Source organism: Rhodococcus antarcticus, assembly GCF_026153295.1.
GTDB lineage: Bacteria > Actinomycetota > Actinomycetes > Mycobacteriales > Mycobacteriaceae > Rhodococcus_D > Rhodococcus_D antarcticus.
Window position 1 is genome coordinate 2,703,575 of the sequence record NZ_CP110615.1, and the last position, 26,276, is coordinate 2,729,850.

Sequence of the window (26,276 nt, forward strand, 5' to 3'; positions counted from 1 at the left end):
CCGGCAGGACGGGGGCACTCGTGCGTCGCGGTCAGCCGTGGTGCGGGGGGACGTCCCGGCGGAGCTCGTCGTCCCGCCCCTGCGCCGATCCGGTGTCCTCGCCCCGCTCGTCGCTGGTGGTCTCCGGGAGCACGTCGCCGAACACCCGGTCGAGCCGCTCACGTCGCTGCGGGGGCGTCTCGGCCGAACCGGGCCCGCTCACGCCTCGTCGAGGCCGGAGAGCTCCTCGATGACGTAGGTGACGAGCGGGGTGAGCGTGGCCATGCCGTCGCGGACCGCCGCGCGGGAGGAGGCCAGGTTCACCACGAGGGTGCTGCCCGAGACCCCGCACAGGCCACGGGACAGGCCCGCGTCCACGGCACCGGCGGCGAGCCCGGAGGACCGCAGCGCCTCGGCCACCCCGGGCACCACACGGTCCAGAACACCGGAGGTCGCGTCCGGGGTGACGTCGCGCGGGGAGACCCCGGTGCCACCGACCGTGACCACCAGGTCGACCCCGCCGATGACCGCGGTGTTCAGCGCGTTGCGGATCTCCACCGGGTCGGCCGCGACGGCCACCGTCGCGTCGACGTGGAACCCCGCCTCCCCGAGCAGCTCCGCGACGAGCGGGCCGTTCGACTCGTGCGTGCTCAGCTGCGCGGAGCGGTCGTCCACGATCACCACGAGGGCGCGACCGAGCTGCGGCGGGGAGAGGTCCATGACGGCCACCCTAAGGGCCGCGGTGTCCGGCTCGACCACGTGCGGGGACGGGTCGGGCCCCACCACGGTCAGGGTCACCGCACCGCGGGTGGGGAACCCCGTGTTCACTTCGACCCCACGGTCTGGCTGCCGAGCGTGGCCTGCACCGTCTTGCCGGAGCCGCCGGAGACCACCGTCAGCGTCACCGTGTCGCCCGGGGCGTGCGACCGGATGGCCGCGACGAGCGCGTCGCTGCTGTCGATCACCCTGTCGTCGACCTTGGTGATCGTGTCGCCGCTGGACAGGCCCGCCTTCGCGGCCGCACCGTTGGCGGAGACGTCTCCGACCACCGCGCCACGGGTACCCGAGGTGGCGTTCTGGGCGGTGACCCCGAGCACGGCCTGGGTGGCGTGGCCGGAGTCGATCAGCTCCTGGGCGATCCGCTTGGCCTGGTCGATGGGAATGGCGAAGCCCAGTCCGATGGACCCGGACTGGCTGCCCTGGGCGGCACCGAGGGAGGCGATGGCGGAGTTGATGCCGACGAGCTCACCGTTCATGTTCACCAGGGCCCCGCCGGAGTTGCCGGGGTTGATCGCCGCGTCGGTCTGGATGGCGTCGATGACGGAGGCCTGGCTGGTGGCGCTGCTCTGGCCAGACGCGCTCACGGGCCGGTTCAGCGCGCTGACGATGCCGGAGGTGACGGTGCCGGCGAGGCCGAGCGGCGAGCCGATGGCCACCACGTCCTGACCGACGGCCAGCGATCCCGAGCTGCCGATCGTGATGGGGGTGAGCCCGGTCTTGTCGACCTTGATGACGGCCAGGTCGGCGGAGGGGTCGCGACCCAGGATCGTCGCGGTGGCGGTGCTGCCGTCCTGGAACGCGACGGTGATGGCGCCCGAGCGCGCACCGGCCGCCGACTCCACCACGTGGTTGTTGGTCAGGATCTGCCCGTCCGAGCTGAGGATGATCCCCGAACCCTCACCACCGGACTGGCCGACGAGCACCTGGATCTGCACGACGCTCGGCAGGACCTTGGCCGCGACCTGCTCGACCGTGCCGCCCGTGCTGGAGGTCGGCTGGGTGTTCACCGGCTGGGAGAGCGCGCTGACCACGCCGGTGGAGCCGTTGCCGTCGAGCAGGGTGGCGACCCCGCCGCCGACGCCGCCCGCGACCAGGGCGAGCACGACCGCACCGACGAGGAGCTTGCCCCGCCGCGCCTTCGGGGCCGGGGTCGACGAGCCGGGGCCCGCGTCGTGGGAGCCCGTCCCGTAGGAGCCGGCGCCGTACGCGCCGGAGCCGTAGGGGCTCTGGCCGTAGGCGCTCTGGCCGTAGGGGCTCTGGCCGTAGGGGCTCGGGGCGCTGGGGCTCGGGGAGTACGGAGCCTGCGCCCCGGATCCGCCGGACCCGGCGCCGTAGGGACTGCTCGACCCCTGCGCGCGGTCCCAGCCGCCGGTGGCGGGGCCCGGTGCGCCCTGCGGGGTGCCGGACGGGCGGGACCAGCCGCCCTGCGCCGGGTCCTGGCCCTGCGCCCCCTGGCCGGAGGACGCCGACCACCACGGGCTCTGCTGCGCGTCGGGGCCCTGGGAGCTGCCCCCCTGCTGCCCGCCGCCAGCGGACCACCCGGACTGCTCGCCCGAGCCGGAGCCCTGCTGCCCGGCGTGCGGTGCACCCGACCAGCCGGACTGTGCGGCGAGGGGGCCCGTGTCGGGATCCTGGCCCGCCGACCCGCCCGATCCGGGGGGGGTGGCGCCACCGTCGTGGCCGGGGTACCGATCGCTGCCATCGCTCATGGGGACCACTCTGTCGCGCCGGGCTGTGATTCGCCTGAGATGAGCCTGTACGTCCCCCGTGAGTGCGGCCCCCCCTCAGGCCGGGGCTCCCGGGAACCGCAGCCGCAGCAGCGCACCCCCGCGGTCGGACTCCTCGGCCCGCACGGCTCCCCCGTGCTTCACCACCACCTGGGCGACGATGGCCAGCCCCAGCCCGGAACCCGGCATCGAGCGCGAGGACGTCGCACGGTAGAAGCGCTCGAAGACCAGCGCCCGGTCCGCGGCCGCGATGCCCGCGCCCGCATCGGCCACCGTGAGCTCGACGTTGGCCCCGTCCACCTGGTGCAGCCGCACCTGCACCTCCTCGCCCGCGGGGCTCCACTTGGCCGCGTTGTCGAGCACGTTCAGCACGGCGCGCTCGAGCCCCGCGGCCTCGCCGACCAGCGTCCACGGCTCCAGCTCGGCGGTGAACTCGACCTCCGTGCGGCGGCGACGGGCCCGCTCCAGCGCCCGCTCCACCACGTCGCGGAGGTCCACCGGCTCCCGGACCTCGGACGCGGCGGGGGCGTCCTCCCTCGCCAGCTCCACGAGGTCGCCCACCAGGGTGGACATCTCCCCGATCTGCGCCTCCACGTCGGCCAGCAGCTCGGCCCGGTCGGTGGCCTCGAGCTCACGGGCCCCGGGGCGCTGGGTCGCGGCCAGCAGCTCCATGTTCGTCCGCAGCGAGGTCAGCGGGGTCCGCAGCTCGTGCCCGGCGTCGGCCACCAGGCGGCGCTGGCGCTCCCGGGACTCGCCCACCGAGCGCAGCATCCGGTTGAAGCTCTGGGTCAGCCGGGCCAGCTCGTCGTCACCGGTCACCGGTATCGGCGTGAGGTCCTCGGTCGCCGCCACCCGCTCGGCCGCCGCGGTCAGCCGCGCGACCGGTCGCAGCCCGGCCCGACCCACGGCCGCCCCCGCCACCACCGCGAGCAGCACCCCGCCGGCACCCACGATGAGCAGCACCACCCCCAGCCGCTTGAGCACCTGGCGGGTGGGCACCAGCGACTGCGCCAGCACGACGGTGGTGCCGTCCCCGGTGCGCTGGGCCAGCACCCGGAAGTCGTCCACGGTGCGCAGCGAGCGGGTGGTGGTGCCGTCGACCACGTGGTTCTCCGGGTCACCGATGGGCGGTGCCTGCCCCGGCACGGCGAACGTGGTGCCGGAGATGACCACCGCGATGCGCAGCTCGTTGGAGAACAGCGAGGACAGCCCGAGCACGACGTCGCGGTCGCTGCCCTGCAGGAGCTGCGAGTTGGCCACGAGCAGGTTCGAGCGTCCCTGCAGCTGGGTGTCGACGTCGTCGTAGAGCGCGTTCTGCACGACCAGGTAGGCGGCGGCGGCGAGGACGGCGACGGCGACCCCCACCACGGCTGCCGCCATGACGGTGACCCGCCCGCGCAGCGAAACGCTGCTGGTGATGGCGGTGGGGGGGCGCATCACGTCCGGCAGGGCCTGCGCCGGGAACGGATCGGTGGGCGGCTCGGTGCCGCGCACCGGCGACGGTGCGGCGGAGTGGGAGCGGAACACTCAGGGCGCCGTCTCGCGCAGCACGTACCCCACCCCGCGGACGGTGTGGATGAGCCGGATCTCGCCCTCGGCCTCGGTCTTGCGGCGCAGGTACCCGATGTACACCTCGAGCGCGTTGCCGGAGGTGGGGAAGTCGTAGCCCCAGACGTCCTCGAGGATGCGGCTGCGGGTCAGCACCCGCCGGGGGTTGGCCAGCAGCATCTCCAGCAGGGAGAACTCCGTGCGGGTCAGGCTGATGGACCGGTCGTCCCGGGAGACCTCGCGGGTCACCGGGTCCATCCGCAGGCCGGCGAACTCCAGCACGGCCGAGTCGGGCGAGTCCGCAGGGGTGGCGCGACGCAGCAGCGCGCGCAGCCGGGCCAGCAGCTCCTCCAGCGCGAAGGGCTTGGGCAGGTAGTCGTCCGCGCCCGCGTCCAGACCCGCCACGCGCTCGGAGACGGTGTCCCGCGCGGTGAGGACCAGGACCGGCAGGTCGTCACCGGCCCCCCGCAGGCGACGGCACACCTCCAGCCCGTCCACCCTCGGCATCATCACGTCGAGCACGAGGGCGTCGGGCCGCTCCTCGGCGACGGCCGCCAGCGCCTCCACCCCGTCCGCGGCGAGGTCGACGGTGTACCCGTGGAAGGACAGCGAGCGGCGCAGGGACTCACGGACCGCCCGGTCGTCGTCCACCACGAGGATGCGCATGCGACCAGTGTGGACGCGTGGTCTGAGAGGTTCCTGAGCAGGTCCCCCCAGCGACGGGCTCAGCGCGCCAGCGGGGCGTTCCAGCCGCGGCGCAGGGCCACCCCCCGCAGCCCTGTCGCCAGCAGCGCGCCGAACACCGACGCCACCCCGGGCCGCAGCCCGGCGGCCGTGCCCGCCACCACCACGACGGACCCGGCCAGCGCGGCGAGGGCGTAGATCTCCATCCGCAGCACCGTGGGGATCTCGCGCAGCAGGACGTCCCGCAGCACCCCGCCCCCGATGGCCGTGGTCATGCCGATGATGCAGGCGGCCAGGGCCGAACCCCCCGCAGCGAGGGCGGTGGTCGCGCCACCGGTGGCGAACAGGCCCATGCCCGCGGCGTCGAGCACCAGCACCGAGCGCCGGAGCCGGGCGACCCCGGGGTTGAAGCGGAACACCAGCAGCGAGGTGACCAGCGCCGCGGCGAGGTAGCGGCCGTCGGTCAGCGCGGTGGGCGGGGTGATGCCGAGCAGGAGGTCGCGCAGCACCCCGCCGCCCAGTGCCGTGGTGGCCCCCAGGACGCAGACACCGAAGATGTCCAGCCGCGCCCGCACCGCGGCCAGCGCGCCCGAGGCGGCGAACGCGGTGACGCCCACGAGCTCGAGAACCAGGAGCAGCACCGGTCAACCCTAGGGCCGGGTGGCCCCGCCGAGGAGCTCCCGGGCGTGGGCGGGAGAGGCCGGTGAGTGTGGGACGATAGAGATCAGTGCCGTTGACAGGAGGATCGACAGATGGCGAAGCGTGAGCAGCGGGACAGCCGCAGCAGCCGGGACAAGGACCGTCCGGAGAAGAAGAAGCGGAACATGCTCAAGACCGCGGGGGTGGAGACCGTGGACTGGAAGGACGTGAACCTGCTCCGCTCGTTCCTGTCCGACCGCGGCAAGATCCGCAGCCGTCGCATCACGGGTCTCACCCCGAAGCAGCAGAGCCAGGTGGCCCAGGCCATCAAGTCCGCTCGCGAGATGGCCCTGCTCCCGTACTCGGGAGCCGGCAAGCGCTGAGACGCACCCCGCAGGAGAACAGCCCCGGTCCGCTGGACCGGGGCTGTTCTGCGCCGTGCGCCGCTCGCGCGGTGGCGGCCGTCAGCTGGTCAGCGCGACGTACTTGACCTCGAGGTACTCGTTGATCCCCTCGTCGCCGCCCTCGCGGCCGAACCCGGAGGCCTTGATCCCTCCGAAGGGGGCCGCCACGTCGCTCACCACCCCCCGGTTGACGCCGACGATCCCCGCCTCGAGCGCCTCGGCCACGCGGAAGGCCCGGTCGAGGTCGCGGGTGTAGAAGTACGCGGCCAGGCCGTACTCGGTGGTGTTCGCCGCGTCGATGCCCTCCTGCTCCGTGCTGAACCCGCAGATGGGCGCCACCGGGCCGAACACCTCCTCGACGAGGATCCGCGCGTCGGCGGGCACGTCACCGAGCACGGTCGGGGTGAAGAACGTGCCGGTGCGCTCGGGCGCCGAGCCGCCGCAGAGCACGGTGGCGCCCTTGGCCACGGCGTCGTCCACCAGCTCCTGGCAGGTGTCCACCTGCGCCTGGTTGATGAGCGGGCCGACGTCGGTGCCGTCCTCGGAGCCCCGGCCCAGCGACAGCGCCGTCATCCGCTCGGTGAGCTTGCGGGTGAACTCCTCGCGCACGCCCTCCTGCACGTGGAAGCGGTTGGCCGCGGTGCACGCCTCGCCGCCGTTGCGCATCTTCGCGAGCATCGCGCCCTCCACGGCCGCGTCGACGTCAGCGTCGTCGAACACCACGAACGGCGCGTTGCCGCCAAGCTCCATCGAGGTGCGCAGCAGGCGCTGCGCGGACTTCGCCACCAGCTTCTGGCCCACCCCGGTCGAGCCGGTGAAGGTGAGCTTGCGCAGCCGGGGGTCGCTGATGACCGGTTCCGTCACGTCGTTGGACGAGGACGTGGTGAGCACGCTGAGCACGCCCGCCGGCAGGCCCGCCTCGGCGAAGATCCCGGCCAGGGCGAGCATCGTCAGCGGGGTCTGGCCGGCCGGCTTGACGATCATCGTGCAGCCGGCGGCGAAGGCCGGGCCGATCTTGCGGGTGCCCATGGCCAGCGGGAAGTTCCACGGGGTGATGGCCAGGCAGGGGCCCACCGGCTGCTTCATGGTGAGGATGCGCCCGGTGCCACCGGGCGAGGGCGTGAACCGTCCGTTGACGCGGACGGCCTCCTCGGCGAACCAGCGCAGGAACTCCGAGCCGTAGGTGATCTCGCCCCTGCTCTCGGCCAGCGCCTTGCCCATCTCCAAGGTCATCAGCAGGGCCAGGTCGTCGGCCCGGTCGACCACGCGCTGCCAGGCCCCGCGGAGGATCTCCCCGCGCTGCCGGGGTGGGGTCGCGGCCCAGCCGGCCTGCGCACCGGCTGCGGCATCCATGGCCTTGCGGGCGTCCTCGGGGGTCGCGTCGGCCACCTCGACGAGGGTCTCCCCGGTGGAGGGATCGGTGACGGCGAACGTGCCGCCGCCCGTGGCGTCGACCTGCTCACCCCCGATCCAGAGCTTGACGGGGACGGACGCGATCACGTCCTGCTCGTGCTGGGTGAGGGTGGACACTGCGGCTCCTTGTCGACGACGGCGGGTGCGCTCCCAGCGTGGACCCCGCGAGGGCACCGACGCCAGACGGGCGGCCGCACCCCACCGTCCCGTCCCGTCCGACGCGTCCGCGGACCAGCCTGGGCAGGGCTCAGAGGACCTGGGTGCCGTACATCTCACCGAGCGGGTCCGCGATGAGCTCGAGGCGGGTGCCGTCGGGGTCACGGAGGTACAGGCTGACCTCGCTGTGCTCGACGAGCTCCACCCCGGCGTCGAGCAGCTTCGTCCGCAGGTGGCCCCACCGCTGCGGCTCCACGCTGATGGCCACGTGGTGCAGCCCGCCCAGGACCTCTGCGTACGGACCCACGTCGAGGCCCGGGAAGTCGAAGAACGCGAGGAGGTTGCCGTTGCCGATGTCGAAGAAGAAGTGGGTCGAACCGGGGTAGTCACGGTTCTCGACCACCTCGGTCAGGGGGAGCTCCAGCAGGCCCTGGTAGAAGCGCACGGTCTGCTCGACGTCGCTGCTGATGAGGGCGGTGTGGTGCAGCCCGCGGGCGGCGGACGCCGGACGGTCGGCTGCGTCGCGGAGGTAGGTGGTGCGGATCCGTTCGCGGGCCTGCTCGTGCACGTCGGTGGTCATGACGGTCTTCCTCTCGCTGGGGTTCGGGGTCTCGGGGTCCAGCCTGGAGTGCATCTCCCGGACCAGCACCTCGGCGGGCTCGGTGGTGGTGCGCACGAGGACCTCCCTCTGGACGCAGCCGGGCACCGTGACCCGTACGCGGACGTCGGTGGCCAGCATCGGGACGATCACCGTCACGGGCGCACCGGGAGGCTCGGTCGTCAACGGCACGACCACCTTCAGCACTCCCGCGATCACGTCCGGCTCAACGGTGACCTACACCGGGCGCGATGTCGTCAGCGACGGGTCAGGACTCGGTGGCGAGGCGTGCGCCGAAGGCGAGCAGGACCACCCCGGTGGTGCGGTCCATCCGTCGCCGGGTGCGCTCGTCCGACAGCCAGGTGCTGATCCGTCCGACGAGCAGCAGCACCACCGCGAAGTACACCGCGGTCTCGACGACGAACACCGCGCCCAGCAGCAGCGACGTGGTGCCCACGGAGTACCCGGCCGGTACGAAACCGGGCAGGAAGGTCACGAAGAAGACGCCCACCTTGGGGTTCAGCACGTCGGTGGTGAACCCGGCCCCGAACCCGGAGCCGGGAAGGCCCCGGCGGGTGGGACGGTCCTCCGGCACCGGTGCACCCCGGGTGCGCAGGCTCTGCACCCCGAGCCAGACCAGGTACACAGCACCGACGATGCGCAGCACGGTGTAGGCCGTCTCGCTGGCCCGCAGCAGCGCGGAGAGACCGAGTGCTGCCGCCGCGACCCAGACCAGCAGCCCGCACAGCACCCCGGCCGCGGTGAGCCCGGCCCGGGCCCGTCCGTGCCGCACCACCGCGCGCAGCACCACGAGGCTGTCCGGCCCGGGCAGCAGCACGATGAGAGCCGCGGCCAGCGAGAAGGCGAGCAGGGAGCTGAGCACGGGCCCATCCTGCTGGACGGGTCAAGGGGCGTGGTGCCGGGCCAGCGCCGCGAAGCCCTCGTCCAGGCTGACCCGCGGCGTCCAGCCCAGCGCGGTGCGCGTGCGCCGCTGGTCGAACCAGTGCGCGGTGGCCAGCTGCTCGGCCAGGAACCGGGTCAGCGGCGGGGTGTCGCGCCGGTCGAGCACCGACCAGACGCCCTCGACCACGGCCCCGGCGACCAGCGCCAGCCGCAGCGGCACGTGCCGGGTGGGAGCGGGCACCCCGGCCGCCTCGCACAGCCGGCGCAGCACCTCCCCCACGGGCCGTGGCTCGCCGTTGCTGACCACGAGCGCCTCACCGTGCACGTCCGCGTCCACGGCGGCCACCAGCGCGTCCACGGCGTTGTCCACGTAGGTGGTGTCGATGAGGGCCGCCCCGGTGGCGATGACGGGCAGCCGCCCGGTCCGCGCGCGCTCGATGATCCGGCCGACGAGCTGGGTGTCGCCGGGACCCCAGACCAGGTGCGGCCGGACGCTGACCACGGCCAGGTCGGGGGAGTCCGCGGCCAGGGCCACCCGCTCGGCCAGCGCCTTGGACCGTGCGTAGGAGCCCCGGGCGCGCTCCGGGTCCGCCGGGCCCGCGCCCTCGCCGACCAACGAGCGCCCGGCGTGCGCCACCGAGGGCGAGCTGACGTTGACCAGGCGCCGCACCGTCGCGCCCCGGGCGGCCTCGACCACCACCCGGGTGCCGTCCACGTTGGCGCGGGCGTACTCCGTCCACGGGCCCACCACGTCGACCTTGGCGGCCAGGTGCACCACGGCCTCGCACCCGGCGACGGCCCGGGCCACCACCGGCGCGTCGGCCACGTCGCCGAGCACCTGGCGGGTGTCCACGGTGGACGGTCGTCGCTGCAGCACGGTCACGTCGTCGCCGCGCTCCAGCAAGGCCTGCGCCACCCCGCGCCCGAGCATCCCGGACGCGCCGGTGACGAGGACCTTCACGCGCGGCCGCCGGCCAGCACTCCCGACGCCCACTGCGCCACGGCCACCCGGTCCACCTTGGAGTTGTGCCGGATGTCCACGGGCAGGTCCTTGCGGACGAGCACCGCGGACACCGGCACGCCGGCCACCCCGCGGACGGCCTCGGTCAGCGCGGCCGAGGCCAGCACCTCCCCGGTGCCGGTCACCACGACCACCACCTGCTGGGTGCCCACCGGACCGACGCCCACCACCGCGGCCGACGAGCCGAGGGTCTCCACCCGCTGCTCGACGCCCACCGGGGTGACCACGCCGTCGACGGTGGTCAGCACGTGCACGGTGCGGCCCTGCACCCACAGCCGGCCGTCCTCGTCGAGGTGCCCGACGTCGCCGGTGCGGTGCCAGCCGGGGTTGCGCGAGGCCGCCCGCTCGGTCATCCACAGCGCGTCGTAGCGGTCCTTGACGTGCTCGGCGCGCACGCAGATCTCGCCGGTCACGCCCGCGTCGGTGGTGAGCTCCCCGTCGGCCAGGCCCAGCGGGGACAGCGGGCTCAGGGCCACCTCGACCCCGGGCAGGGGCCGTCCCACGCACACGCCCTCGCCGGCGCCCGCGGCCTCGATCTCCGCGAGCGTCACGTCGGTGACCGGCAGGACCTCGGTCATCCCGTACGGGGTGTGCATCGAGGCCATCGGCATGGTCGCGGCCAGCTCGCGCAGCAGTGCGGCCGGCACCGGGGCGCCCGCGGACATCAGCAGCCGCACCGTGCCGAGCGCCCCGAGGCCGGCCGCGTCCAGACCGTCCACCGTGGACAGCACGTTGCGCAGCGCGGCGGGTGAGGCGAAGACGACGGTGGCGTCCACGGCGGCCGCGGCATCGGCCAGCGCAGCCGCGGTGAGCGTCCCGGGCCTGGTCACGTCCACGTCCGGCACCGCGGAGGCGATCCCCAGCGCGGGGCCGAAGATGGCGAACGGGGCGAAGGCCGCGACGAAGCGGTCGCCGCTGGTCAGGCCGTAGGTCGAGCGGACCAGCTCCACCTGGGCGCGGGCCTGGCGGTGCCGGTAGAGCACGCCCTTGGCCGGTCCGGTGGCACCGGAGGTGAACAGCACCGCTGCCTCCATGTCGGCGCTCACCTCGGGCAGCGGACCCTTCGGCCCGGCCATCAGCGTGCCGAAGCTGCGCACCGGGAACCGGGTGCCCGGCACGCGCATGGCCTTGGCCGCCACGATCCCCTGGGTCGCCCCGATGACGTGGTCGACCCGCGCCGAGCGCAGCGCCCCGCCCATCCCGCGCAGGCCCAGGCCCTTGTCGGCCACGACGATGACGCCACCGGCCCGCCACACCGCGTACACGGCGACGGTGAGGTCGATCGACGGCGGGACGAGCAGCGCCACCCGGTCACCCGGCTGCACTCCCCCGGCCACGAGCGCGCCGGCGAGGTCGGTGACCTTGCCGTGCAGCTGCGCCCAGCTGATCGACGCTCCCCCCACCTCGACCACCGCGGGGGTGTCGTCGTGGCTGTGGGCGTCGAGCTGGGCCCAGAGCTGGGGACGGTCCTGGGTGGCCGCCACCTCGCGCGCGGGCTCGTCCAGCGAGGCGACGAAGTCCACCACGGCCTCGGCGTACTCGGGGGCGTCCTCGGGCAGCAGGTGCGACGCACGGGGGTAGCGGTGGGTGCGGGCCTGCGGCAGCCGGTCCCGGATGTCGCGCAGGTGCTCCTCGAGGAACACCGGGTCCCGCGGGCCCCACAGCAGCAGGGCGGGCACGTCCAGGGTGCGCATGCCCTCGTTGAGCTCGTCCAGGGCCGGGCGGGAGGGGTGGCCGGCGGCGAAGGGGATGTCGGCGACGAAACCGCCGACGGCTGCACGCCGGGCCGGGGTGCCGTAGGGCTCGGCGAACGCGTCGCGGACCTCCTTGTCCAGCAGCGGCCAGGTCAGGCTGGTGGTGCCGCGGACGAAGGTCGGGGTCCGCACGCAGGCGTTCTCGCCGATGAGCGGCACGTGCGCGGCCCGGATGAGCACCGGGCCCTTGCCGGTGGGCGGCTGGCTCACCGCGGTGTTGGTGAGCACGATGCCGCGGAGCTGGTCGCGGTGCCGGTGCGCCCAGCCCATCGAGAGGATGCCGCCCCAGTCGTGCGCCACGGTGACGACCGGCCCCGTGACGCCCAGGGCGTCGGTGAGCCGTCCGAGGTCATCGACCCGCTGCGCGAGGGTGCGGGCGGAGTCGAGCCGCTCGCTGTGGCCCATGCCGAGGTGGTCCGGCGCCACCACGCGCCAGCCTGCCGGGGCCGCGGCGAGCAACCCGCGCCACAGGTAGCTCCAGGTCGGGTTGCCGTGCACGCACAGCAGCGTCCCGACCGGGTCGGTGACACCGTTGTCGAGGACGTGGAAGGTGCGCTCGACACCGTCGGCGTCGGTGACGGGGACCAGCCGGGACCACGCCGGGTCGAGCCCGGGCAGTCCCGCGGGGGGCAGGTCGGCCGGGGCGGCGGTGTAGGTGATCACCAGACGATCTCCACCAGCGAGGCGTTGAGTCCGGAGCCGATGCCCATGAGCAGCACCCGGTCCCCGTCCTGCAGGGAGTCGATCTCGCGGGCCAGGGTGAAGGGGATCGACGCGGGACCGATGTTGCCGCGCGTCGGGAAGGTCAGGGGCACCAAGGCCTCGTCGATGCCCAGGGCCTTGCAGATCTCCCGGGTGTGCACCACCGACACCTGGTGGATGACGTAGCGGTCCATGCCGCCGGCCCAGTCCCACTCCTGCGCGGACTCGGCCCACAGGTCCGTGCTCAGCGCGATCCCGGCCGTCATCAGGCCCGTGCTGTCCGTGCGCATGTCGTCCATGTCGCCGACGCAGAGCTCGTGGTGCTCGGTGCCCGCACGGGTGACGCCGCCGAGGAAGCGGTGGCCCTCGGGGTGGGCGTCGGCCCGGCCCAGCACCATGGCGGCGGCACCGGAGCCCAGGGTCATCGACGCGAACTGCGCGAAGACGTGCCTGGCGTCGGAGTCGCCGGCGTTGAGGCGGTCGATGGTCGCCTCCTGGATGCCCCGCGCGTCCTCGCCGTTGACGACGAGGGCGTACTCGACCTGTCCGCTCTCGATCATCGCGGCGGCCAGCTGCATGCCGTTGACGAAGCCGAGGCAGGCGTTGGTGACGTCGAAGTTCTGGCAGCTCGAGGGCAGGCCCAGCGCGTGGTGCACACCCACCGCGGTGGACGGCTCCAGGTGCGCGCGGCTGACCGAGGTGTTCACCATGAGCCCGACCCGCTTCGGGTCAACACCGGCCTCCGCCAGGGCCTTGGCCCCGGCCATCGCGGCACCGTCGGCGAACGTGGTGCCCGGGCTCCACCAGCGTCGCTCCTCGATCCCGGCCAGGCGCTGCATCATCCCGGGGCGCAGGCCCACGCGGGCGTAGGTGCCGGCCAGGCGCGTATCGATCTCCGCGGAGGTCACCACCTGGGGCGCGTCGATGCCGCAGACGCTGAGGATCGTGGTGTTGCTGAAACGGTGTGTGGCGTTGCCGGTCATCGGGTCCCTTCGGCCGCTGCGAGGGTGCGGCGCTGCACGGAAGATTCGAGTGTGCACGCGTACTCGCAGCAACAGGAACTCCCAGCGTGAGGGGGGTCACACGCGTGCCGGGCCGGGGTTGGGTCGAGCCGGGTCCTGCGCCCGGCAGCACCGCTCCCGCGCAGCGCGGTCCGGCCGCCCCTCGGGGGCGTCGCGCCCGCGCGGCGCACCCCGGGCGACCCGCACTACCGTCGAGGACGTGGACCCGACGCTGACCGAGGACGACATCGCCTACTCCGGGGTCGCGGGGCGGCGCGAGCTGCTGCGCACCGGCCGCGCCAGCGCCGTGGAGCTGCTGGAGGCGAGCCTGCACCGCATCGCCCGGCTGGACCCCGAGCTGGGCGCCTTCCGTCGGCTGCTGCCCACCGCCCGCGCCGAGGCCGAGGCCGCGGACGCAGCCCTCGCCCGGGGTGACGACCGGCCGCTGCTGGGCGTGCCGGTGGCGGTGAAGGACTCCGTCGCCGTGGCCGGGCACCCCGCGTCGATGGGCACCCGCAGCCCGCAGCCCCCCGCGACGGTGGACTCCGAGGTCGTGCGGCGCCTGCGCGCGGCCGGAGCGGTGGTGGTGGGCACCACCAACCTGCCCGAGCTGGCGCTGTGGCCGTTCACCGAGTCCGCATCGTTCGGCCAGACGCGCAACCCCTGGTCGCACTCGCACACCCCCGGCGGCTCGTCCGGCGGATCGGCCGCGGCGGTGGCCTCGGGCATGGTGGCGGCCGCGCACGCCTCCGACGGCGGTGGCTCGATCCGGGTGCCGGCCGCCTGCTGCGCGCTGGTCGGGCTCAAGCCCGGCGTCGGCCTCGTCAGCCTCGCTCCGGACACCGAGCACTGGCACGGCCTGTCCTCGGCGGGCTGCCTGACCCGCACCGTGGCCGACACCGCGACGGTGCTGTCGGTGCTGGCCGGTGCCGACCTCGCGGTGAGCGACCCCGGCCGGCTGCGCGTGGCCTGGTCGACCGCCGCCGTGGTTCCCCAGTCGGTGCACCCCGACGTGCTCGCCGCCCTGCGGTCCACGGTGGAGGCGCTCGGCGAGCTCGGCCACGACGTGGTCGAGGCCGATCCGTCGTTCGCCGGGGTGCAGGAGTCCTTCCTCGTGCGCTACGCCCGTGGCGTGGCCGACGACCTCGCCCGGTTGGTCGACCCGTCGGTCACCGAGCGGCGCACCCGAGTGGTGGCCGCCGTCGGGCGCCGGGTGCCCCGGCCCCTGCTGGCCCGCGCGCGCCGCCTCGGGCGGGAGGCCGCGCAGCGGCTGGCCGTGCTGCCCGGCGGTGCGGACGTCCTGGCCACCCCGGTGATGGCCGCGCCCCCGGCGGAGGTGGGCTCCCTGACCGGTCTGCGCACCATCGCCCTGGCCGCCCGCCGGGTGCCGTTCACCCCGGTGTGGAACGTGACCGGTCAGCCCGCGCTCAGCGTGCCCGCCGGGTGGACCGCCGGCGGGCTGCCACTGGCCGTGCAGCTCGTCGGGGCCCCCGGGTCGGAGGCGCTGCTGCTCTCGGTGGCCGCACAGCTCGAGAAGTCCTCGGGCTGGCCGGACCGTCGGCCGCCGCTCGGGTGATCGCGGCGAGCCTGCTCGGTGGGGCACCATCACGGGCATGGCCCTCGCACGCTCGATCCTCGTGCTCACCACCGGCGGCACCATCGCCAGCCGGGACGACGGCACCGGGGCGAAGGTGGCCACGACCGAGGGCCGCGAGCTGCTGGAGGGCTCCGAGATCGCACCCGACCTGGACGTGCGCGTGCGGGAGGTGCTCAGCACCGACAGCTCGGCGCTGACCCTGGCCGACCTCGACACCATCCGGGCCGCCGTCCTCGACGCCCTCACCGAGGACGTCGTCGGCGTGGTGCTCACCCACGGCACGGACACGCTGGAGGAGACGGCCCTGCTGCTGGACCTCTGCCACGACGACCCCCGGCCGGTGGTGCTCACCGGGGCGGTGCGCAGCGCGGACGACGTGCAGCCCGACGGTCCGCGCAACCTGCGGGACGCCCTGGCCGTGGCCGCCTCGCCCACCGCGCGCGGGCTGGGGGTGCTCGTGGTCCTGGGGGGTTCCGCCCACGCGGCCCGGGGCACCCGGAAGCTGCACACCACCGCGCTGACGCCGTTCCACGACCCGCGCTGGGGTGCGGTGGGGCTGGTCACCGGCGCGGGCCTCGACGTGGTGCGGACCCCCGAGCGCCCGGCCGCCCTGGCGCCGGCACCGCTGGGCCGCGTGCGCGTCGACGTCGTCGCGCTGTACCCGGGCGTCGACGCCACCGCGCTCGACGCGCACGTGGCCGCCGGGGCGCGCGGACTGGTCCTGGAGACCACCGGTTCGGGCAACACCCACCCCGAGGTGGTGACCGCCGTGGCTCGACACGTGCGCGCCGGGATCACCGTGCTGGTGTCCACCCGGGTGCACGCCGGGGAGGTGGCTGCGGTCTACGGCGGGGGCGGCGGCGGGAGGGACCTCCTCGACGCCGGAGCCGTCCTCGTGCCGTGGCTGCGCCCGGGACAGGCCCGGATCCAGCTGCTCGCCCTGCTCTCCGCCGGGGCGACCGAGGACCAGGTGCGCGGCGCGAGCTGGTGAGGCCCGGCGGGAGGCGCACCCCTGTCACCGCGGCCCCGACCTGCCAGGATCGCCGGGTGCACGACTTCTGCGTGATCGGCGGCGGCATCGTCGGCCTGGCCACGGCCCTGGCCCTGCTCGAGGCGCGGCCGGGGTCCACGGTCGTGGTGTGCGAGAAGGAGGACGGCCTCGCGCGGCACCAGAGCGGGCACAGCTCCGGGGTGGTGCACTCCGGCATCTACTACGAGCCGGGCTCGCTCAAGGCCCGGCTGTGCCGCGAGGGTGCTGCCGCCACCAAGGCCTTCGCCCGGGAGCACGGCGTGCCCGTGCGCGAGCTCGGCAAGCTGCTCGTGGCCACCGGTGCCGCCGACGCCGCCCGGCTGGAGGCCCTGGTGGACCGGGCCGCGCGCAACGACGTCGTGGCGCACCGGGTGAGCCGCACCGAGCTGGCCGAGCTGGAGCCGAACGTCGCCGGGGTGGCCGCCCTGCACGTGCCCGTCACCGCCAGCATCGACTACGTGGCCCTCTGCGCCGCGATGGAGCAGGTGGTGACCGCGGCCGGTGGCGAGGTGCGCACCGGTGTCGCGGTGACCGCGATCGAGGAGAGGGCGGGCGTGGTCCGGGTCAGCACCGCCGGCGAGGACCTGGTGGCTCGGCGCGTGGTGGCCTGCGCCGGGCTGCAGGCCGACCGGGTGGCGCGGATGGCCGGGGTGCAGGACGACGTGCGCATCGTGCCGTTCCGCGGCGAGTACTTCCGGCTGCCCGACCACCGCGCGGGCGTGGTGCGCCACCTCGTCTACCCCGTGCCGGACCCGGAGCTGCCGTTCCTCGGGGTGCACCTGACCCCGATGGTGGACGGTCGCACCACGGTCGGGCCGAACGCCGTGCTGGGGCTCTCCCGGGAGGGCTACCGCAAGGGCTCGGTGCAGCTGCGCGACCTCCGCGAGATCGCCGGCTTCCCGGGGTTCTGGCACCTGGCCCGGGCCAACGTCCGCACCGGGGCGCGGGAGGTGGCGGCCTCGGTGTCGAAGCGGCGCTACCTGGCGCTCGCCCGCCGGTACTGCCCCTCGCTCGAGCTGTCCGACCTGCTGCCCGAGGAGGCCGGCATCCGCGCCCAGGCCGTGAGCCGGCGCGGGGAGCTGCTGCACGACTTCCTGTTCCGCCGCACCGCCCGCACCCTGCACGTGCTCAACGCGCCCTCGCCCGCAGCCACCTCGGCCCTGCCCATCGGCCGCGAGGTGGCGCGGCGGGCGCTGGACTGAGCCGAGCCGTGCGGTGACCTACCCGGTGCCCTCGTCGGAGTAGATGGCCCGCAGCCAGATCGTCACGAGCAGGTCGGTGACGGCCGCGGGGTCCACCGCGGGCTGCTGCCCCGACAGCGAGCGGTGCACCACCTGCTCGTTCATCGAGACCAGCGCGGTCGCGAGGTCGCGCGCCGCCAGGCCGTCCCGCGCAGCACCGCGCGCGCGCTCCGACTCGATGGCCGCCGCCGTCTCCTCCACCCAGACACCCATGACACCGGTCCACAGCGCCCGCACCTCGGCGCTGCCCGCCGCGGCCTCGGCCACGGCCAGGGTGACCGCACGGTGCGCGGTGAACGTGGCCAGGAACGACTCGACCCCCAGGCGCCAGCGCGCGGCCGCGTCGAGCGGCCCCTGGGGCTCGCGTGCGCGGTCGCGCTCCTGGCGGCCCTGGCGCACCACCCGGTCCAGCAGGGAGAGCAGCACCGCCTCCTTGGAGGCGAAGTAGAAGTAGAAGGTGGGCCGGGAGATGCCGGCGCCGCGGGCCAGGTCGTCGACGGAGATCTCGCCCAGCGCACGCTCCTCGAGCAGCGTCTCGAGCGTGGCGAGAATGGCCTGCTCGCGCTCCTCACCGCTGACGCGCCGCGTGCGACGACCGTGCGACGGCGCGGCGGCAGCAGGAGGGGTGGCGGTGCTCACGGGGACGAACCCTACGGTAGTCGACAAGCTCGACAGGGCGTTGACCAAATGGACTGACCGTCGATAACCTGGCGCCCATGACCTCGACCTCCCCCGCCGACGGTGCCGGACCCGACCACGTCGACGTGCTCGTCGTCGGCGCGGGCCTCTCCGGCATCGGCGTCGCCCAGCACCTGCAGCGCCGGCGACCGCACAGCACCTACGCCATCGTGGAGTCCCGTGACCGGCTCGGGGGCACCTGGGACCTGTTCCGCTACCCGGGCGTGCGGTCGGACTCCGACATGCACACCCTGGGCTACCGGCTGCGGCCCTGGAAGGACGCCCGCGCCATCGCCGACGGACCCGCGATCCTGGCCTACGTGCAGGACACCGCCCGCGAGGAGGGCATCGACCGCCACATCCGGTTCGGCGTCCGCGTGGTGCGCGCGGAGTTCTCCACCGCCGACGCCCGCTGGAGCGTCGACCTGCACCACGGGGCCACCGGCGAGACGTCGACCATGACCTGCGGATTCCTGTTCTCCTGCAGCGGGTACTACGACTACGACCAGGGCTTCACGCCGGACTTCGCGGGCGTGGCGGACTTCGGCGGCACCGTGGTCCACCCGCAGCAGTGGCCCGCCGAGCTCGACACCACCGGCAAGAAGGTCGTCGTCATCGGCAGCGGGGCCACCGCCGTCACGCTCGTCCCGGCACTGGCCGAGAGCGCCGAGCACGTCACCATGCTGCAGCGCTCCCCCACCTACGTCGTCTCCCTGCCGCGCACGGACAAGGTGGCCGAGCGCGCACGGAGGTGGCTGCCCGCCCGGGCGGCGCACACCGTGGTGTTCTGGAAGAACGTGGCCAAGACCTCCGCCATCTACGCCCTGAGCCGCACCCGGCCCGACCTCATGCGCAAGGTCTTCCGCAAGGGTGTCCTGAGCGAGCTCCCCGAGGGCTACGACGTGGACACCCACTTCAACCCGCGCTACGACCCCTGGGACCAGCGGCTGTGCGTGGTGCCCAACGGTGACCTGTTCCGGGCCATCAGCGACGGGCGTGCGTCGGTGGTGACCGACCACGTCGACACGTTCACCCCCACCGGGATCCGGCTGCGCTCGGGGACCGAGCTGGTGGCCGACGTCGTCGTCACCGCCACCGGGCTCAACCTGCTGGCCTTCGGCGGCATGAGCTTCGTGGTCGACGGCGAGGAGGTCGACGTGCGCCGATCCATGGCCTACCGCTCCATGATGCTCACCGGCCTGCCGAACTTCGCCTTCGCGCTGGGCTACACCAACGCCTCCTGGACGCTCAAGGTCGACATCACCGCGGACTACATCTGCAGGCTGCTGGACCACATGGACGCCGCCCACACCCCCGTCGCCGTGCCGCAGCGCGACGCGTCGGTGGGCGAGGAGCCGTTCCTCGACTTCGCCGCCGGGTACGTCCAGCGCTCCGTCAGCGCCTTCCCGCACCAGGGCGACACCGCCCCGTGGAAGGTGTCCATGAGCTACCCGCGCGACCTGGTGGCGCTGCGCCGCGCGTCGGTCACGGAGGGCATGAGCTTCCCCGCGACCGCGACGGTGGGTGCACGGTGAGCCTGCCGACGACCATGCGCGCCCAGCGGCTGGACACCGCCACGCACGAGCTCACCGTCACCGACGTTCCGGTTCCCCGTCCGGGCCCGGGCGAGGTGCTCGTGGAGGTCGCCTACTGCGGCATCTGCCACTCGGACCTGAGCCTCATCGACGGCGTCTTCCCCGCGAGCCTGCCCGTCATCACCCAGGGCCACGAGGCGTCGGGCACCATCGCCGCGCTCGGTCCGGGCGTGCACGGCTGGGCGGTGGGCGACCGGGTGGTCCCTGCCGCCGGCCGGCCCGACGGCACCTGCGTCATGTGCCTGTCCGCCCGGTTCGAGGAGTGCCTGGACCTGCAGCTCATGGCCTTCGCCTACGACGGGGCGTGGGCGGAGTACACCGTGGCCCAGGCCATGGGGCTGACCCGCGTGCCGGACAACGTCCCGCTGCAGCAGGCGGCCCTGCTCGCCGACGCGGTGGCCACCCCCTACGGCGCGGTGGTGAACACCGGGGCCGTCCGCATCGGCGAGGCCGTCGGCGTGTGGGGCCTCGGCGGGGTGGGCACCCACGTCGTGCAGCTCGCGGAGCTCGTCGGGGCCGCTCCCATCATCGCGCTCGACGTGATCCCGGAGACCCGGCAGCGCGCGCTCGACCTGGGCGCAGACCTCGCCCTGGACTCCCGCGACCCGGACGTGGTCGCGCAGATCCGTTCCGCCACGGCAGGTCTCGGGCTGGACGCGGCCTTCGACGTGGTGGGCATCCCCGCCACCTTCACCCAGGCCCAGCGCAGCCTGCGCATCGGGGGGCGGGTGGTGCAGGTGGGCATGAGCGGGGCCGACCTCAACCTCGGCAGCTCGATGATGCTGGGGCTGAGCCGCATCCAGGTGCGTGGGCACCTCGGCTACCGCAACGCCGACATCGGCACGCTGGCCAAGCTCGTCTCGCTGGGGCGCCTCGACCTGTCCCGCTCGGTCAGCGAGATCGTCAGCCTGGAGGACGTCGGCGAGGGTATCCGCACGCTGCGCGAGCACGAGGGCAACCCCGTGCGCATCCTCGTGCAGCCCGGCGCCGGCGGGTAGCTGCTCGGCGCTCACCCGAGCAGACCGTCCACCTGGCCGGTCCACCCGTCGAGGACCGCACCGGGATCGGCGCCGAGGACCCGGTCGAGCACCGTGCCCTGGACGTCGGGGAAGTCCGGGTCCACCCTGAGGTCCCCGTTGCCGAGGTCGGTGAGGCTCGGCTGCGCCCCGTGGAAGCCACCCGTGACCCCGCTGCCGCGAAGGAACACCGAGCTGGCGGTGCCGTCGCTGGCGTTGGAGTTGGCAGCCACCCGGCGCCCGAACTCCGAGTACACGAGCACCACCGCCTGCCTGCCCCGTGCACCCAGGATGGCGCCGCCGAGGGCCGCCGGCGCCTTCCCGAGACCGACTCTCACGGTCTCCTCACGGTCGTGCGAACCGGGTGCCGTCTAGACCCCGAGGCGCCCACGCAGCTGGCCGAGCTTGCCCTTCGCCCCGTCCACCAGCGTCCGGCCCGCAGACTGCGGGGTGAACGCGCGGGCCGCCGCGGTGAGCTCGGCCTGCTCGTCGGGGGTGAGGTCGAGGTCCACCGCGGCCACGTTCTGCTCGAGCTGCTCCACGCTGGACGCCCCGGGGATCACGACCACCGGCGGCAGCCCCAGCAGCCACGCGAGAGCGACCTGCGAGGGGGTCGCGTCGTGCGCCCCGGCGACGTCGCGCAGCAGCCGCAGCACCGGCTCGATGCGCCGCAGGTTCTCCTCGCCGAACAGCGGGTTCGCCGCCCGCACCCCGCCCGGGGTGTGCCCCACGCCGTAGCGGCCGCCGAGCAGTCCCTGCGCCAGCGGGCTGTAGGCCATCACCATGCGGTGGGTGTCGCGAGCGAAGGGGACGATGTCGTCCAGGGCGCTCGACTGCGCGAGGTTCAGCTGGACCTGGTTGCTCACCACGGGGCGGCCCAGCTCGGCGTCGGCCCGCTGCCAGCGCTGCAGGCTGTAGTTGGAGACGCCCACGGCACCGATGCGCCCGGAGTCCAGCAGCTCACGCATGCCCGGCATGATCACCGAGTCGCCGACGACAGGGTTGGGCTGGTGCACCTGGTACAGCGGGATGGTGCTCAGCCGCAGGCGGCCGGCCGAGCCCTCCGCGCGCTTGCGGACGATCGCCGGGAACGGCGCCACCGGGAAGATCTTGCTGGCGACGACGACCTCGGAGCGCTGCTCGCCCAGGGCGTCGGCCAGGATCCGCTCGCTCTTGCCGAACCCGTAGACCTCGGCGGTGTCGAACAGCGTGACGCCGAGCTCCAGTGCGCGCCGGACGATCGCGCGCGCGCCGTCGGAGGCGTACGCGTCGCCGTAGCCCCACTCGCGGGAACCGAACTGCCACGTGCCCAGCCCGATGCGGCTGACCGGGCCCAGACCGTCGACCTCGAGGTGCTTCATGGTCCCCAGTGTGCCCGTCCGGGCGGGGGACGGGCTCCGGCTCAGCCGGCGCCGCGCGGGGGAGCCGGTGCAGCACCACGTCGCGCAGCACGCCGGTGTCGATCTCGGCCGTCAGGTACGTGCGGGCTGGCGGCGGCCGTCGGTGGGCGATCCGGGGTTGATCAGGCGCAGGCGGCGGCCGTCGGGGCGCAGGCGGCGGCCGTCGGGGCGGGTCGCAGCCATCCGAGCGTCCCGACCGGCCGCAGGGCCCGTCTCGTGCACCACGGCCAGTCGCACAACCCGTCGAGCTCTGCCCGCGCCACCTCCGGCAACCGGGTGCGGAGCTCGAGCCCGTCGTTGTTGCCGTGCACGCCGAGCAGCCTCGCGGAGCGGACCTCGAGCTCGTCCAGCAGCTCCGGCACGACCCAGTCCCCGGCGTGGACCACGACGTCAGCCCTGCTCGACCTCGGCCGCCGCGGGTGATCGCCGTTCGGGAACCCTCACGTGGACCAGGGCCACCTCAGCGTGCCCGAACAGCGATCACCCGGTTGGTGCGGCGGCCGCGACCCCGCCTCTCGTGCGCGCCGAGCGGCCCGGCGGCCTTGCTCCGACCACCGGGCCCCAGCTGTGCTGGAAACCTCGCCTCCAGGGTCCAGAAATCACGCACGGGTGCGCAGCACCAGCTCACCGTCCTCGACGTCCACGTGCACGGTGTCCCCGGAGTGCACGGCGTCGTCGATCAGCAGGTCGGCCACCTTGTCGTCCAGCTCGCGGGCGACGGTGCGCCGTAGCGGCCGGGCGCCCAGCTCGGGCTGGTGGCCGCGCTCGGCGAGCCAGTCCACGGCCGCCTCGCCCACCTGCAGCCCCACCCCGAGCTCGGCCAGCCGCACCCGGGACGCGTCCAGCACCAGCCCGGTGATCTCGCGGAGCTGCGCGGCCTCCAGCGGCGCGAAGACGACGGTCTCGTCGATCCGGTTGAGGAACTCCGGCCGGAAGTGCTCCTGCAGGCGCCGCAGCACCTTCTCCCGCACCACCGAGCCGTCGGCGCGCTGGCCGTCGGTGGCGAAGCCGATGGTCGAGGCACGGGTGGACAGCAGCTCCGAGCCGAGGTTGCTCGTCATGATGAGGACGGTGTTCGAGAAGTCCACCGTGCGACCGTGGCCGTCGGTGAGCCGTCCGTCGTCCAGCAGCTGGAGCAGGGTGTGGAACACCTCGGGGTGCGCCTTCTCCACCTCGTCCAGCAGCAGCACGGAGTACGGGCGGCGGCGGACGGCCTCGGTGAGCTGGCCGGACTCCTCGTAGCCGACGTACCCGGGGGGAGACCCGACCAGGCGGCTCACGGTGTGCCGCTCGCCGTACTCGCTCATGTCCAGCCGCACCATGGCCTGCTCGTCGCCGAACAGGCTGTGGGCCAGGGCCTTGGCCAGCTCGGTCTTGCCCACGCCCGTCGGGCCCAGGAACAGGAAGCTGCCCACGGGGCGGGAGTGGTCGCCCAGTCCGGAACGGCTGCGGCGCACGGCACGGGCCAGCGCGTGGACGGCGACGTCCTGCCCCACCACCCGCTGGTGCAGCTCGGCCTCCAGGTCGCGCAGCCGCGCCTTGTCGGCAGTGGTCATCTGCCGTGCGGGCACCCCGGTCGACCGGGACACCACGTCGGCGATGTCGTCCACCGTCACCTCGGGCGTCACGTCGTGCGCCACGGCTGCGATCTCGTCGCGCAGCGCGGAGGCCCGCTCGTAGTCCTCCTCGGCGATGGCGGTGTCCTTGAGCCCGGCCAGGCGCACGAGGAGCTCGCCGGTGTCGCGGGCGCCGGCGCCGCGCAGCTGCACGCGGGCACCGGCCTGGTCGAGCAGGTCGATCGCCTTGTCCGGCAGCCGCCGGTCAGTGACGTAGCGGTCGGACAGGGTGACGGCGGCGACCAGCGCGTCGTCGGCGTAGGTGACCCCGTGGTGCTCGGCGTAGCGGGTCTGCAGGCCGCGCAGGATCTCCACGGCGTCGGGCACGGACGGCTCGTCCACCCGCACCGGCTGGAAGCGCCGCTCCAGGGCCGGGTCCTTCTCGATCCGCCGGTACTCGTCCAGGGTGGTCGCACCGATGAGGTGCAGCTCGCCGCGGGCCAGCTTCGGCTTGAGGATGTTGCCGGCGTCCATCGCGCCCTCGCCCGCACCCGCGCCCACCACGGTGTGCACCTCGTCGAGGAACAGCAGCAGCTCGTCGGAGTGCGCCCCGACCTCGTCGAGGACCTTCGTCATCCGCTCCTCGAAGTCCCCGCGGTGCTTGGTGCCGGCGAGCATCGCGGTCAGGTCGAGCTGCACCAGGCGCTTGCCCCGCAGCACGGCAGGGACGTCACCGTCGGCGATGCGCTGGGCCAGGCCCTCGGCGACGGCGGTCTTGCCGACCCCGGCCTCACCCACCAGCACGGGGTTGTTCTTGGTCCGGCGCACCAGGACCTCCACGACCTGCTCGATCTCCGACGCGCGGCCGACGACGGGATCGATCTTCCCCTCGCGGGCCCGGGCGGTGAGGTCGGTGCCGAACCGGTCCAGGGTCGGGGTGCCGCTCGTCCCCGTCCCGGCCTGCGGGTCGGCCGCCGTGCGCTGCAGCGACTCGGCGGTGACCCCGTGGGCCGCGAGCAGCCGACCGGCGGAGGTGATGGGGCTGGCCGTGAGCGCCAGGAGCAGGTGCTCGGGCGCGATGTAGGTGGACCCCAGCGCCCGGGCCACCCGGTAGGCGTCGGCCAGCGCGGACTGCGCGGCGTCGGTCATCGACGAGGCGGCCGCACCCACGGCGGTACCCTCCTGCGCGGTAGGCAGCTGCTGGGCGACGGCCTCGCGCACCGCGTCCGGGTCGGCCCCGGTGCGCTGCAGCAGGATCAGGGTCGGGTCCTCCCCGGCCAGGGCCCACAGCAGGTGCAGGGCGTCGAGCTCGGGGTGGCCCTGGGCCGAGGCGTGAGCGGCGGCGGTGGCCATCACACGCTGGGTCTGCCGCGTGGTCACCGAGGCGAGGTCGATGCGGCGGGCACCGGACGTGGTGCCCTGCTGGGCGTCCTGGGGCGGGTAGATGGGCACGGGGACCTCCTGGTGGCGACGTGCCGGCACACACTTGAGCCGACTCGACTCAGATAACGTGCGTCTACCACGCTATGTTCCCGCGGAACCCTCGGCGCTCCACCTCACCCTGGAACCCCGGGGGCGACCGGTCCCGTCCCGTGTCCGCCCAGGGCGGACACCGTCCGTCATTCGTGCTGCTGCACCCATCACCACGGCCTACCGTCGACCCATGACGACTCCCGCACAGTCCTCCCCGCACGGCCTCGTGGTGGTCGGCGGCGGCCCGGCCGCCCGCGCGGCCGCCCTCGCCTTCCGCGAGGCCGGTGGCTCCGGCAGCGTGGTGGTCCTCTCCGACGACACGGCCGCGCCCTACGACCGTCCGCCCCTGAGCAAGGACTTCCTGCGGGGCGACGCCGACGCGGGCTCGCTCTCCCTGGGCGACGAGTACGCCGAGAAGGACATCACCCTCGTCCTCGGCGCCGAGGTGGCCGAGCTCGACACGGCCGCGCACACAGTCCGCACCTCCGCGGGCGAGACGTACGCCTACTCCGCCTGCGTCCTGGCCACCGGCGCCGCACCGGTCACGCTGCCGGTCCCCGGGGGCGACGACCAGCGGGTGCTGTCGCTGCGCAGCCTCGGTGAGGGCACGGCCCTGCGCGACGCGGCCGCCGCGGCGAGCTCGGTGGTGGTCATCGGCTCGGGCTTCATCGGCTGCGAGGCCGCCGCGTCGCTGGCCGGCATGGGCAAGACCGTCACCCAGGTCTCCGACGAGACCCTCCCCCAGGTCCACCGGCTCGGCGAGGACGTCGGCCGGACGCTGGCCGGCTGGCTCACCGACGCGGGCGTCACCCTCGTCGGCGGTGTCTCGGTCACCGGGGTCGAGGACGGTCGCCGGGTGCTGCTGGAGGGCCACGACGCCGTCGAGGCCGACCTGGTGCTGGCCGCGGTGGGGGCGCACCCGCTGGGCGAGCTGGCCGACACCGCGGGCCTGGACGTGCACGGCGGACGGGTGGTGGCCGACGAGCACCTGGCCACCAGCGCCGCGGGCGTGTGGGTCGCCGGTGACGTCGCCTACGCCCGCAACGCCACCGCGGGGCGCCACCTGGTCGTCGAGCACTGGGACGACGCCGAGGCCATGGGCGCCATCGCCGGCACCAACGCCGCGGGCGGCGACGCCACGTGGGACAAGGTGCCCGGCTTCTGGTCGGAGATCGGGAGCCAGTTCCTGCAGTACTCCGCCTGGGGCGACGGCTGGGACACCGCGCGGTTCGTCGACCACGGCGAAGGTGCGTTCACCGTCTGGTACGGCCAGGACGGCACCACGGTCGGCGTGCTCACCTGCGGAGCCGACGACGACGACGAGAAGGGTCGCGAGCTCATCAGCGCCGGCGCGCCGCTGCCCGCCTGATCGGCCGGGGCG

At 74.3% G+C, this 26,276-nt stretch carries 23 protein-coding genes and 1 pseudogene; 7 read left to right on the plus strand and 17 right to left on the minus strand.

Going from position 1 to position 26,276, the window contains the following annotated elements:
- Positions 1–31: 31 nt before the first annotated feature.
- From RHODO2019_RS13170 to RHODO2019_RS13195, 6 genes are all read right to left on the minus strand, one after another.
- On the minus strand, positions 32–202 hold the full coding sequence (locus RHODO2019_RS13170) for a hypothetical protein (protein WP_265382215.1): 171 nt from the start codon (positions 200–202) through the stop codon (positions 32–34).
- Complete coding sequence (locus RHODO2019_RS13175; protein ID WP_265382216.1) at positions 199–699, minus strand: MogA/MoaB family molybdenum cofactor biosynthesis protein; 501 nt, start codon at positions 697–699, stop codon at positions 199–201. The genes RHODO2019_RS13170 and RHODO2019_RS13175 overlap by 4 nt, the downstream gene beginning before the upstream one ends.
- A 104-nt stretch (positions 700–803) precedes the next feature.
- Complete coding sequence (locus tag RHODO2019_RS13180) at positions 804–2,468, minus strand: trypsin-like peptidase domain-containing protein (protein ID WP_265382217.1); 1,665 nt, start codon at positions 2,466–2,468, stop codon at positions 804–806.
- Positions 2,469–2,543: 75 nt separating this feature from the next.
- Positions 2,544–3,923, minus strand: a complete 1,380-nt coding sequence (locus RHODO2019_RS13185; RefSeq protein WP_265384773.1) for a sensor histidine kinase — start codon at positions 3,921–3,923, stop codon at positions 2,544–2,546.
- 90 nt (positions 3,924–4,013) lie between these two features.
- Positions 4,014–4,700: a response regulator transcription factor gene (locus tag RHODO2019_RS13190; RefSeq protein ID WP_265382218.1), complete on the minus strand. Its 687-nt coding sequence runs from the start codon at positions 4,698–4,700 to the stop codon at positions 4,014–4,016.
- 59 nt (positions 4,701–4,759) lie between these two features.
- The gene (locus RHODO2019_RS13195) at positions 4,760–5,359 is read right to left on the minus strand and encodes a trimeric intracellular cation channel family protein (protein ID WP_265382219.1); all 600 of its coding nucleotides are present in this window, start codon (positions 5,357–5,359) and stop codon (positions 4,760–4,762) included.
- A gap of 183 nt (positions 5,360–5,542) precedes the next feature.
- On the opposite strand from RHODO2019_RS13195, the gene rpsR reads away from it, so the two are divergent.
- Positions 5,543–5,740 (plus strand): 30S ribosomal protein S18, encoded by a 198-nt coding sequence (rpsR, locus tag RHODO2019_RS13200; RefSeq protein ID WP_435532223.1) that lies wholly within the window; start codon positions 5,543–5,545, stop codon positions 5,738–5,740.
- Positions 5,741–5,821: 81 nt separating this feature from the next.
- Here rpsR and RHODO2019_RS13205 read toward each other — a convergent pair whose 3' ends face one another.
- The 6 genes from RHODO2019_RS13205 to RHODO2019_RS13230 all read right to left on the minus strand — a co-directional run bounded on the left by RHODO2019_RS13205 (position 5,822) and on the right by RHODO2019_RS13230 (position 13,291).
- Positions 5,822–7,291, minus strand: coding sequence for an NAD-dependent succinate-semialdehyde dehydrogenase (locus RHODO2019_RS13205; RefSeq protein ID WP_265382221.1), 1,470 nt, complete (start codon positions 7,289–7,291; stop codon positions 5,822–5,824).
- 130 nt (positions 7,292–7,421) lie between these two features.
- Positions 7,422–7,910, minus strand: a complete 489-nt coding sequence (locus RHODO2019_RS13210) for a VOC family protein (RefSeq protein ID WP_265384774.1) — start codon at positions 7,908–7,910, stop codon at positions 7,422–7,424.
- Positions 7,911–8,196: 286 nt separating this feature from the next.
- Entirely contained in the window at positions 8,197–8,811 is a 615-nt protein-coding gene (locus RHODO2019_RS13215; protein WP_265382222.1) for a LysE family translocator, read from the minus strand.
- A 21-nt stretch (positions 8,812–8,832) separates the two neighbouring features.
- Complete coding sequence (locus RHODO2019_RS13220) at positions 8,833–9,792, minus strand: NAD-dependent epimerase/dehydratase family protein (RefSeq protein ID WP_265382223.1); 960 nt, start codon at positions 9,790–9,792, stop codon at positions 8,833–8,835.
- Complete coding sequence (locus tag RHODO2019_RS13225; RefSeq protein WP_265382224.1) at positions 9,789–12,269, minus strand: alpha/beta fold hydrolase; 2,481 nt, start codon at positions 12,267–12,269, stop codon at positions 9,789–9,791. The genes RHODO2019_RS13220 and RHODO2019_RS13225 overlap by 4 nt, the downstream gene beginning before the upstream one ends.
- Positions 12,266–13,291, minus strand: a complete 1,026-nt coding sequence (locus RHODO2019_RS13230; protein WP_265382225.1) for a 3-oxoacyl-ACP synthase III — start codon at positions 13,289–13,291, stop codon at positions 12,266–12,268. The genes RHODO2019_RS13225 and RHODO2019_RS13230 overlap by 4 nt, the downstream gene beginning before the upstream one ends.
- Before the next feature lie 238 nt (positions 13,292–13,529).
- On the opposite strand from RHODO2019_RS13230, the gene RHODO2019_RS13235 reads away from it, so the two are divergent.
- From RHODO2019_RS13235 to lhgO, 3 genes are read left to right on the plus strand one after another with little or no spacing between them, the layout of a single operon-like run.
- Positions 13,530–14,885 carry an amidase family protein gene (locus tag RHODO2019_RS13235; protein ID WP_265382226.1) on the plus strand — a complete coding sequence of 452 codons (1,356 nt, stop codon included), beginning with the start codon at positions 13,530–13,532 and terminating at the stop codon, positions 14,883–14,885.
- 37 nt (positions 14,886–14,922) lie between these two features.
- Positions 14,923–15,897: an asparaginase gene (locus RHODO2019_RS13240; protein ID WP_265382227.1), complete on the plus strand. Its 975-nt coding sequence runs from the start codon at positions 14,923–14,925 to the stop codon at positions 15,895–15,897.
- Between the two features lie 56 nt (positions 15,898–15,953).
- Positions 15,954–17,138 (plus strand): L-2-hydroxyglutarate oxidase, encoded by a 1,185-nt coding sequence (lhgO, locus tag RHODO2019_RS13245; RefSeq protein ID WP_265382228.1) that lies wholly within the window; start codon positions 15,954–15,956, stop codon positions 17,136–17,138.
- Positions 17,139–17,156: 18 nt separating this feature from the next.
- Here the strand turns inward: lhgO and RHODO2019_RS13250 are convergent, their stop codons facing one another.
- Positions 17,157–17,816, minus strand: coding sequence for a TetR/AcrR family transcriptional regulator (locus RHODO2019_RS13250; RefSeq protein WP_265382229.1), 660 nt, complete (start codon positions 17,814–17,816; stop codon positions 17,157–17,159).
- Between the two features lie 77 nt (positions 17,817–17,893).
- Here RHODO2019_RS13250 and RHODO2019_RS13255 point away from each other — a divergent pair, with 77 nt between their 5' ends.
- Together RHODO2019_RS13255 and RHODO2019_RS13260 are read left to right on the plus strand one after the other, a co-directional pair.
- A complete protein-coding gene (locus tag RHODO2019_RS13255) occupies positions 17,894–19,390 on the plus strand; it encodes a flavin-containing monooxygenase (protein ID WP_265382230.1) in 1,497 nt (498 codons plus the stop codon).
- Positions 19,391–19,392: 2 nt separating this feature from the next.
- On the plus strand, positions 19,393–20,448 hold the full coding sequence (locus RHODO2019_RS13260; protein ID WP_265384775.1) for a zinc-binding dehydrogenase: 1,056 nt from the start codon (positions 19,393–19,395) through the stop codon (positions 20,446–20,448).
- Between the two features lie 11 nt (positions 20,449–20,459).
- Here the strand turns inward: RHODO2019_RS13260 and RHODO2019_RS13265 are convergent, their stop codons facing one another.
- From RHODO2019_RS13265 to RHODO2019_RS13280, 4 genes and pseudogenes are all read right to left on the minus strand, one after another.
- Positions 20,460–20,804 carry a DUF1501 domain-containing protein gene (locus tag RHODO2019_RS13265; protein WP_265382231.1) on the minus strand — a complete coding sequence of 115 codons (345 nt, stop codon included), beginning with the start codon at positions 20,802–20,804 and terminating at the stop codon, positions 20,460–20,462.
- A gap of 33 nt (positions 20,805–20,837) precedes the next feature.
- Positions 20,838–21,827 carry an aldo/keto reductase gene (locus RHODO2019_RS13270; protein WP_265382232.1) on the minus strand — a complete coding sequence of 330 codons (990 nt, stop codon included), beginning with the start codon at positions 21,825–21,827 and terminating at the stop codon, positions 20,838–20,840.
- A gap of 55 nt (positions 21,828–21,882) precedes the next feature.
- A pseudogene (locus RHODO2019_RS13275) lies at positions 21,883–22,261 on the minus strand (metallophosphoesterase family protein); the annotation flags it as partial.
- Between the two features lie 204 nt (positions 22,262–22,465).
- Positions 22,466–24,775: an ATP-dependent Clp protease ATP-binding subunit gene (locus RHODO2019_RS13280; RefSeq protein ID WP_265384776.1), complete on the minus strand. Its 2,310-nt coding sequence runs from the start codon at positions 24,773–24,775 to the stop codon at positions 22,466–22,468.
- Between the two features lie 310 nt (positions 24,776–25,085).
- Between RHODO2019_RS13280 and RHODO2019_RS13285 the strand changes: the two genes are divergently transcribed.
- Positions 25,086–26,264 carry an NAD(P)/FAD-dependent oxidoreductase gene (locus RHODO2019_RS13285; RefSeq protein ID WP_265382233.1) on the plus strand — a complete coding sequence of 393 codons (1,179 nt, stop codon included), beginning with the start codon at positions 25,086–25,088 and terminating at the stop codon, positions 26,262–26,264.
- Positions 26,265–26,276: the final 12 nt, after the last annotated feature.

Bases quoted from the DNA above. Each gene is read 5' to 3' on its own strand.
- RHODO2019_RS13255 (WP_265382230.1), top strand. From the start codon at position 17,894: ATGACCTCGACCTCCCCCGCCGACGGTGCCGGACCCGACCACGTCGAC.
- RHODO2019_RS13210 (WP_265384774.1), bottom strand. From the start codon at position 7,910: ATGACCACCGACGTGCACGAGCAGGCCCGCGAACGGATCCGCACCACC.
- RHODO2019_RS13230 (WP_265382225.1), bottom strand. From the start codon at position 13,291: ATGACCGGCAACGCCACACACCGTTTCAGCAACACCACGATCCTCAGC.
- RHODO2019_RS13190 (WP_265382218.1), bottom strand. From the start codon at position 4,700: ATGCGCATCCTCGTGGTGGACGACGACCGGGCGGTCCGTGAGTCCCTG.
- RHODO2019_RS13180 (WP_265382217.1), bottom strand. From the start codon at position 2,468: ATGAGCGATGGCAGCGATCGGTACCCCGGCCACGACGGTGGCGCCACC.
- RHODO2019_RS13240 (WP_265382227.1), top strand. From the start codon at position 14,923: ATGGCCCTCGCACGCTCGATCCTCGTGCTCACCACCGGCGGCACCATC.
- RHODO2019_RS13270 (WP_265382232.1), bottom strand. From the start codon at position 21,827: ATGAAGCACCTCGAGGTCGACGGTCTGGGCCCGGTCAGCCGCATCGGG.
- RHODO2019_RS13185 (WP_265384773.1), bottom strand. From the start codon at position 3,923: ATGCGCCCCCCCACCGCCATCACCAGCAGCGTTTCGCTGCGCGGGCGG.
- RHODO2019_RS13285 (WP_265382233.1), top strand. From the start codon at position 25,086: ATGACGACTCCCGCACAGTCCTCCCCGCACGGCCTCGTGGTGGTCGGC.
- RHODO2019_RS13280 (WP_265384776.1), bottom strand. From the start codon at position 24,775: ATGGCCACCGCCGCCGCTCACGCCTCGGCCCAGGGCCACCCCGAGCTC.
- rpsR (WP_435532223.1), top strand. From the start codon at position 5,543: ATGCTCAAGACCGCGGGGGTGGAGACCGTGGACTGGAAGGACGTGAAC.
- RHODO2019_RS13175 (WP_265382216.1), bottom strand. From the start codon at position 699: ATGGACCTCTCCCCGCCGCAGCTCGGTCGCGCCCTCGTGGTGATCGTG.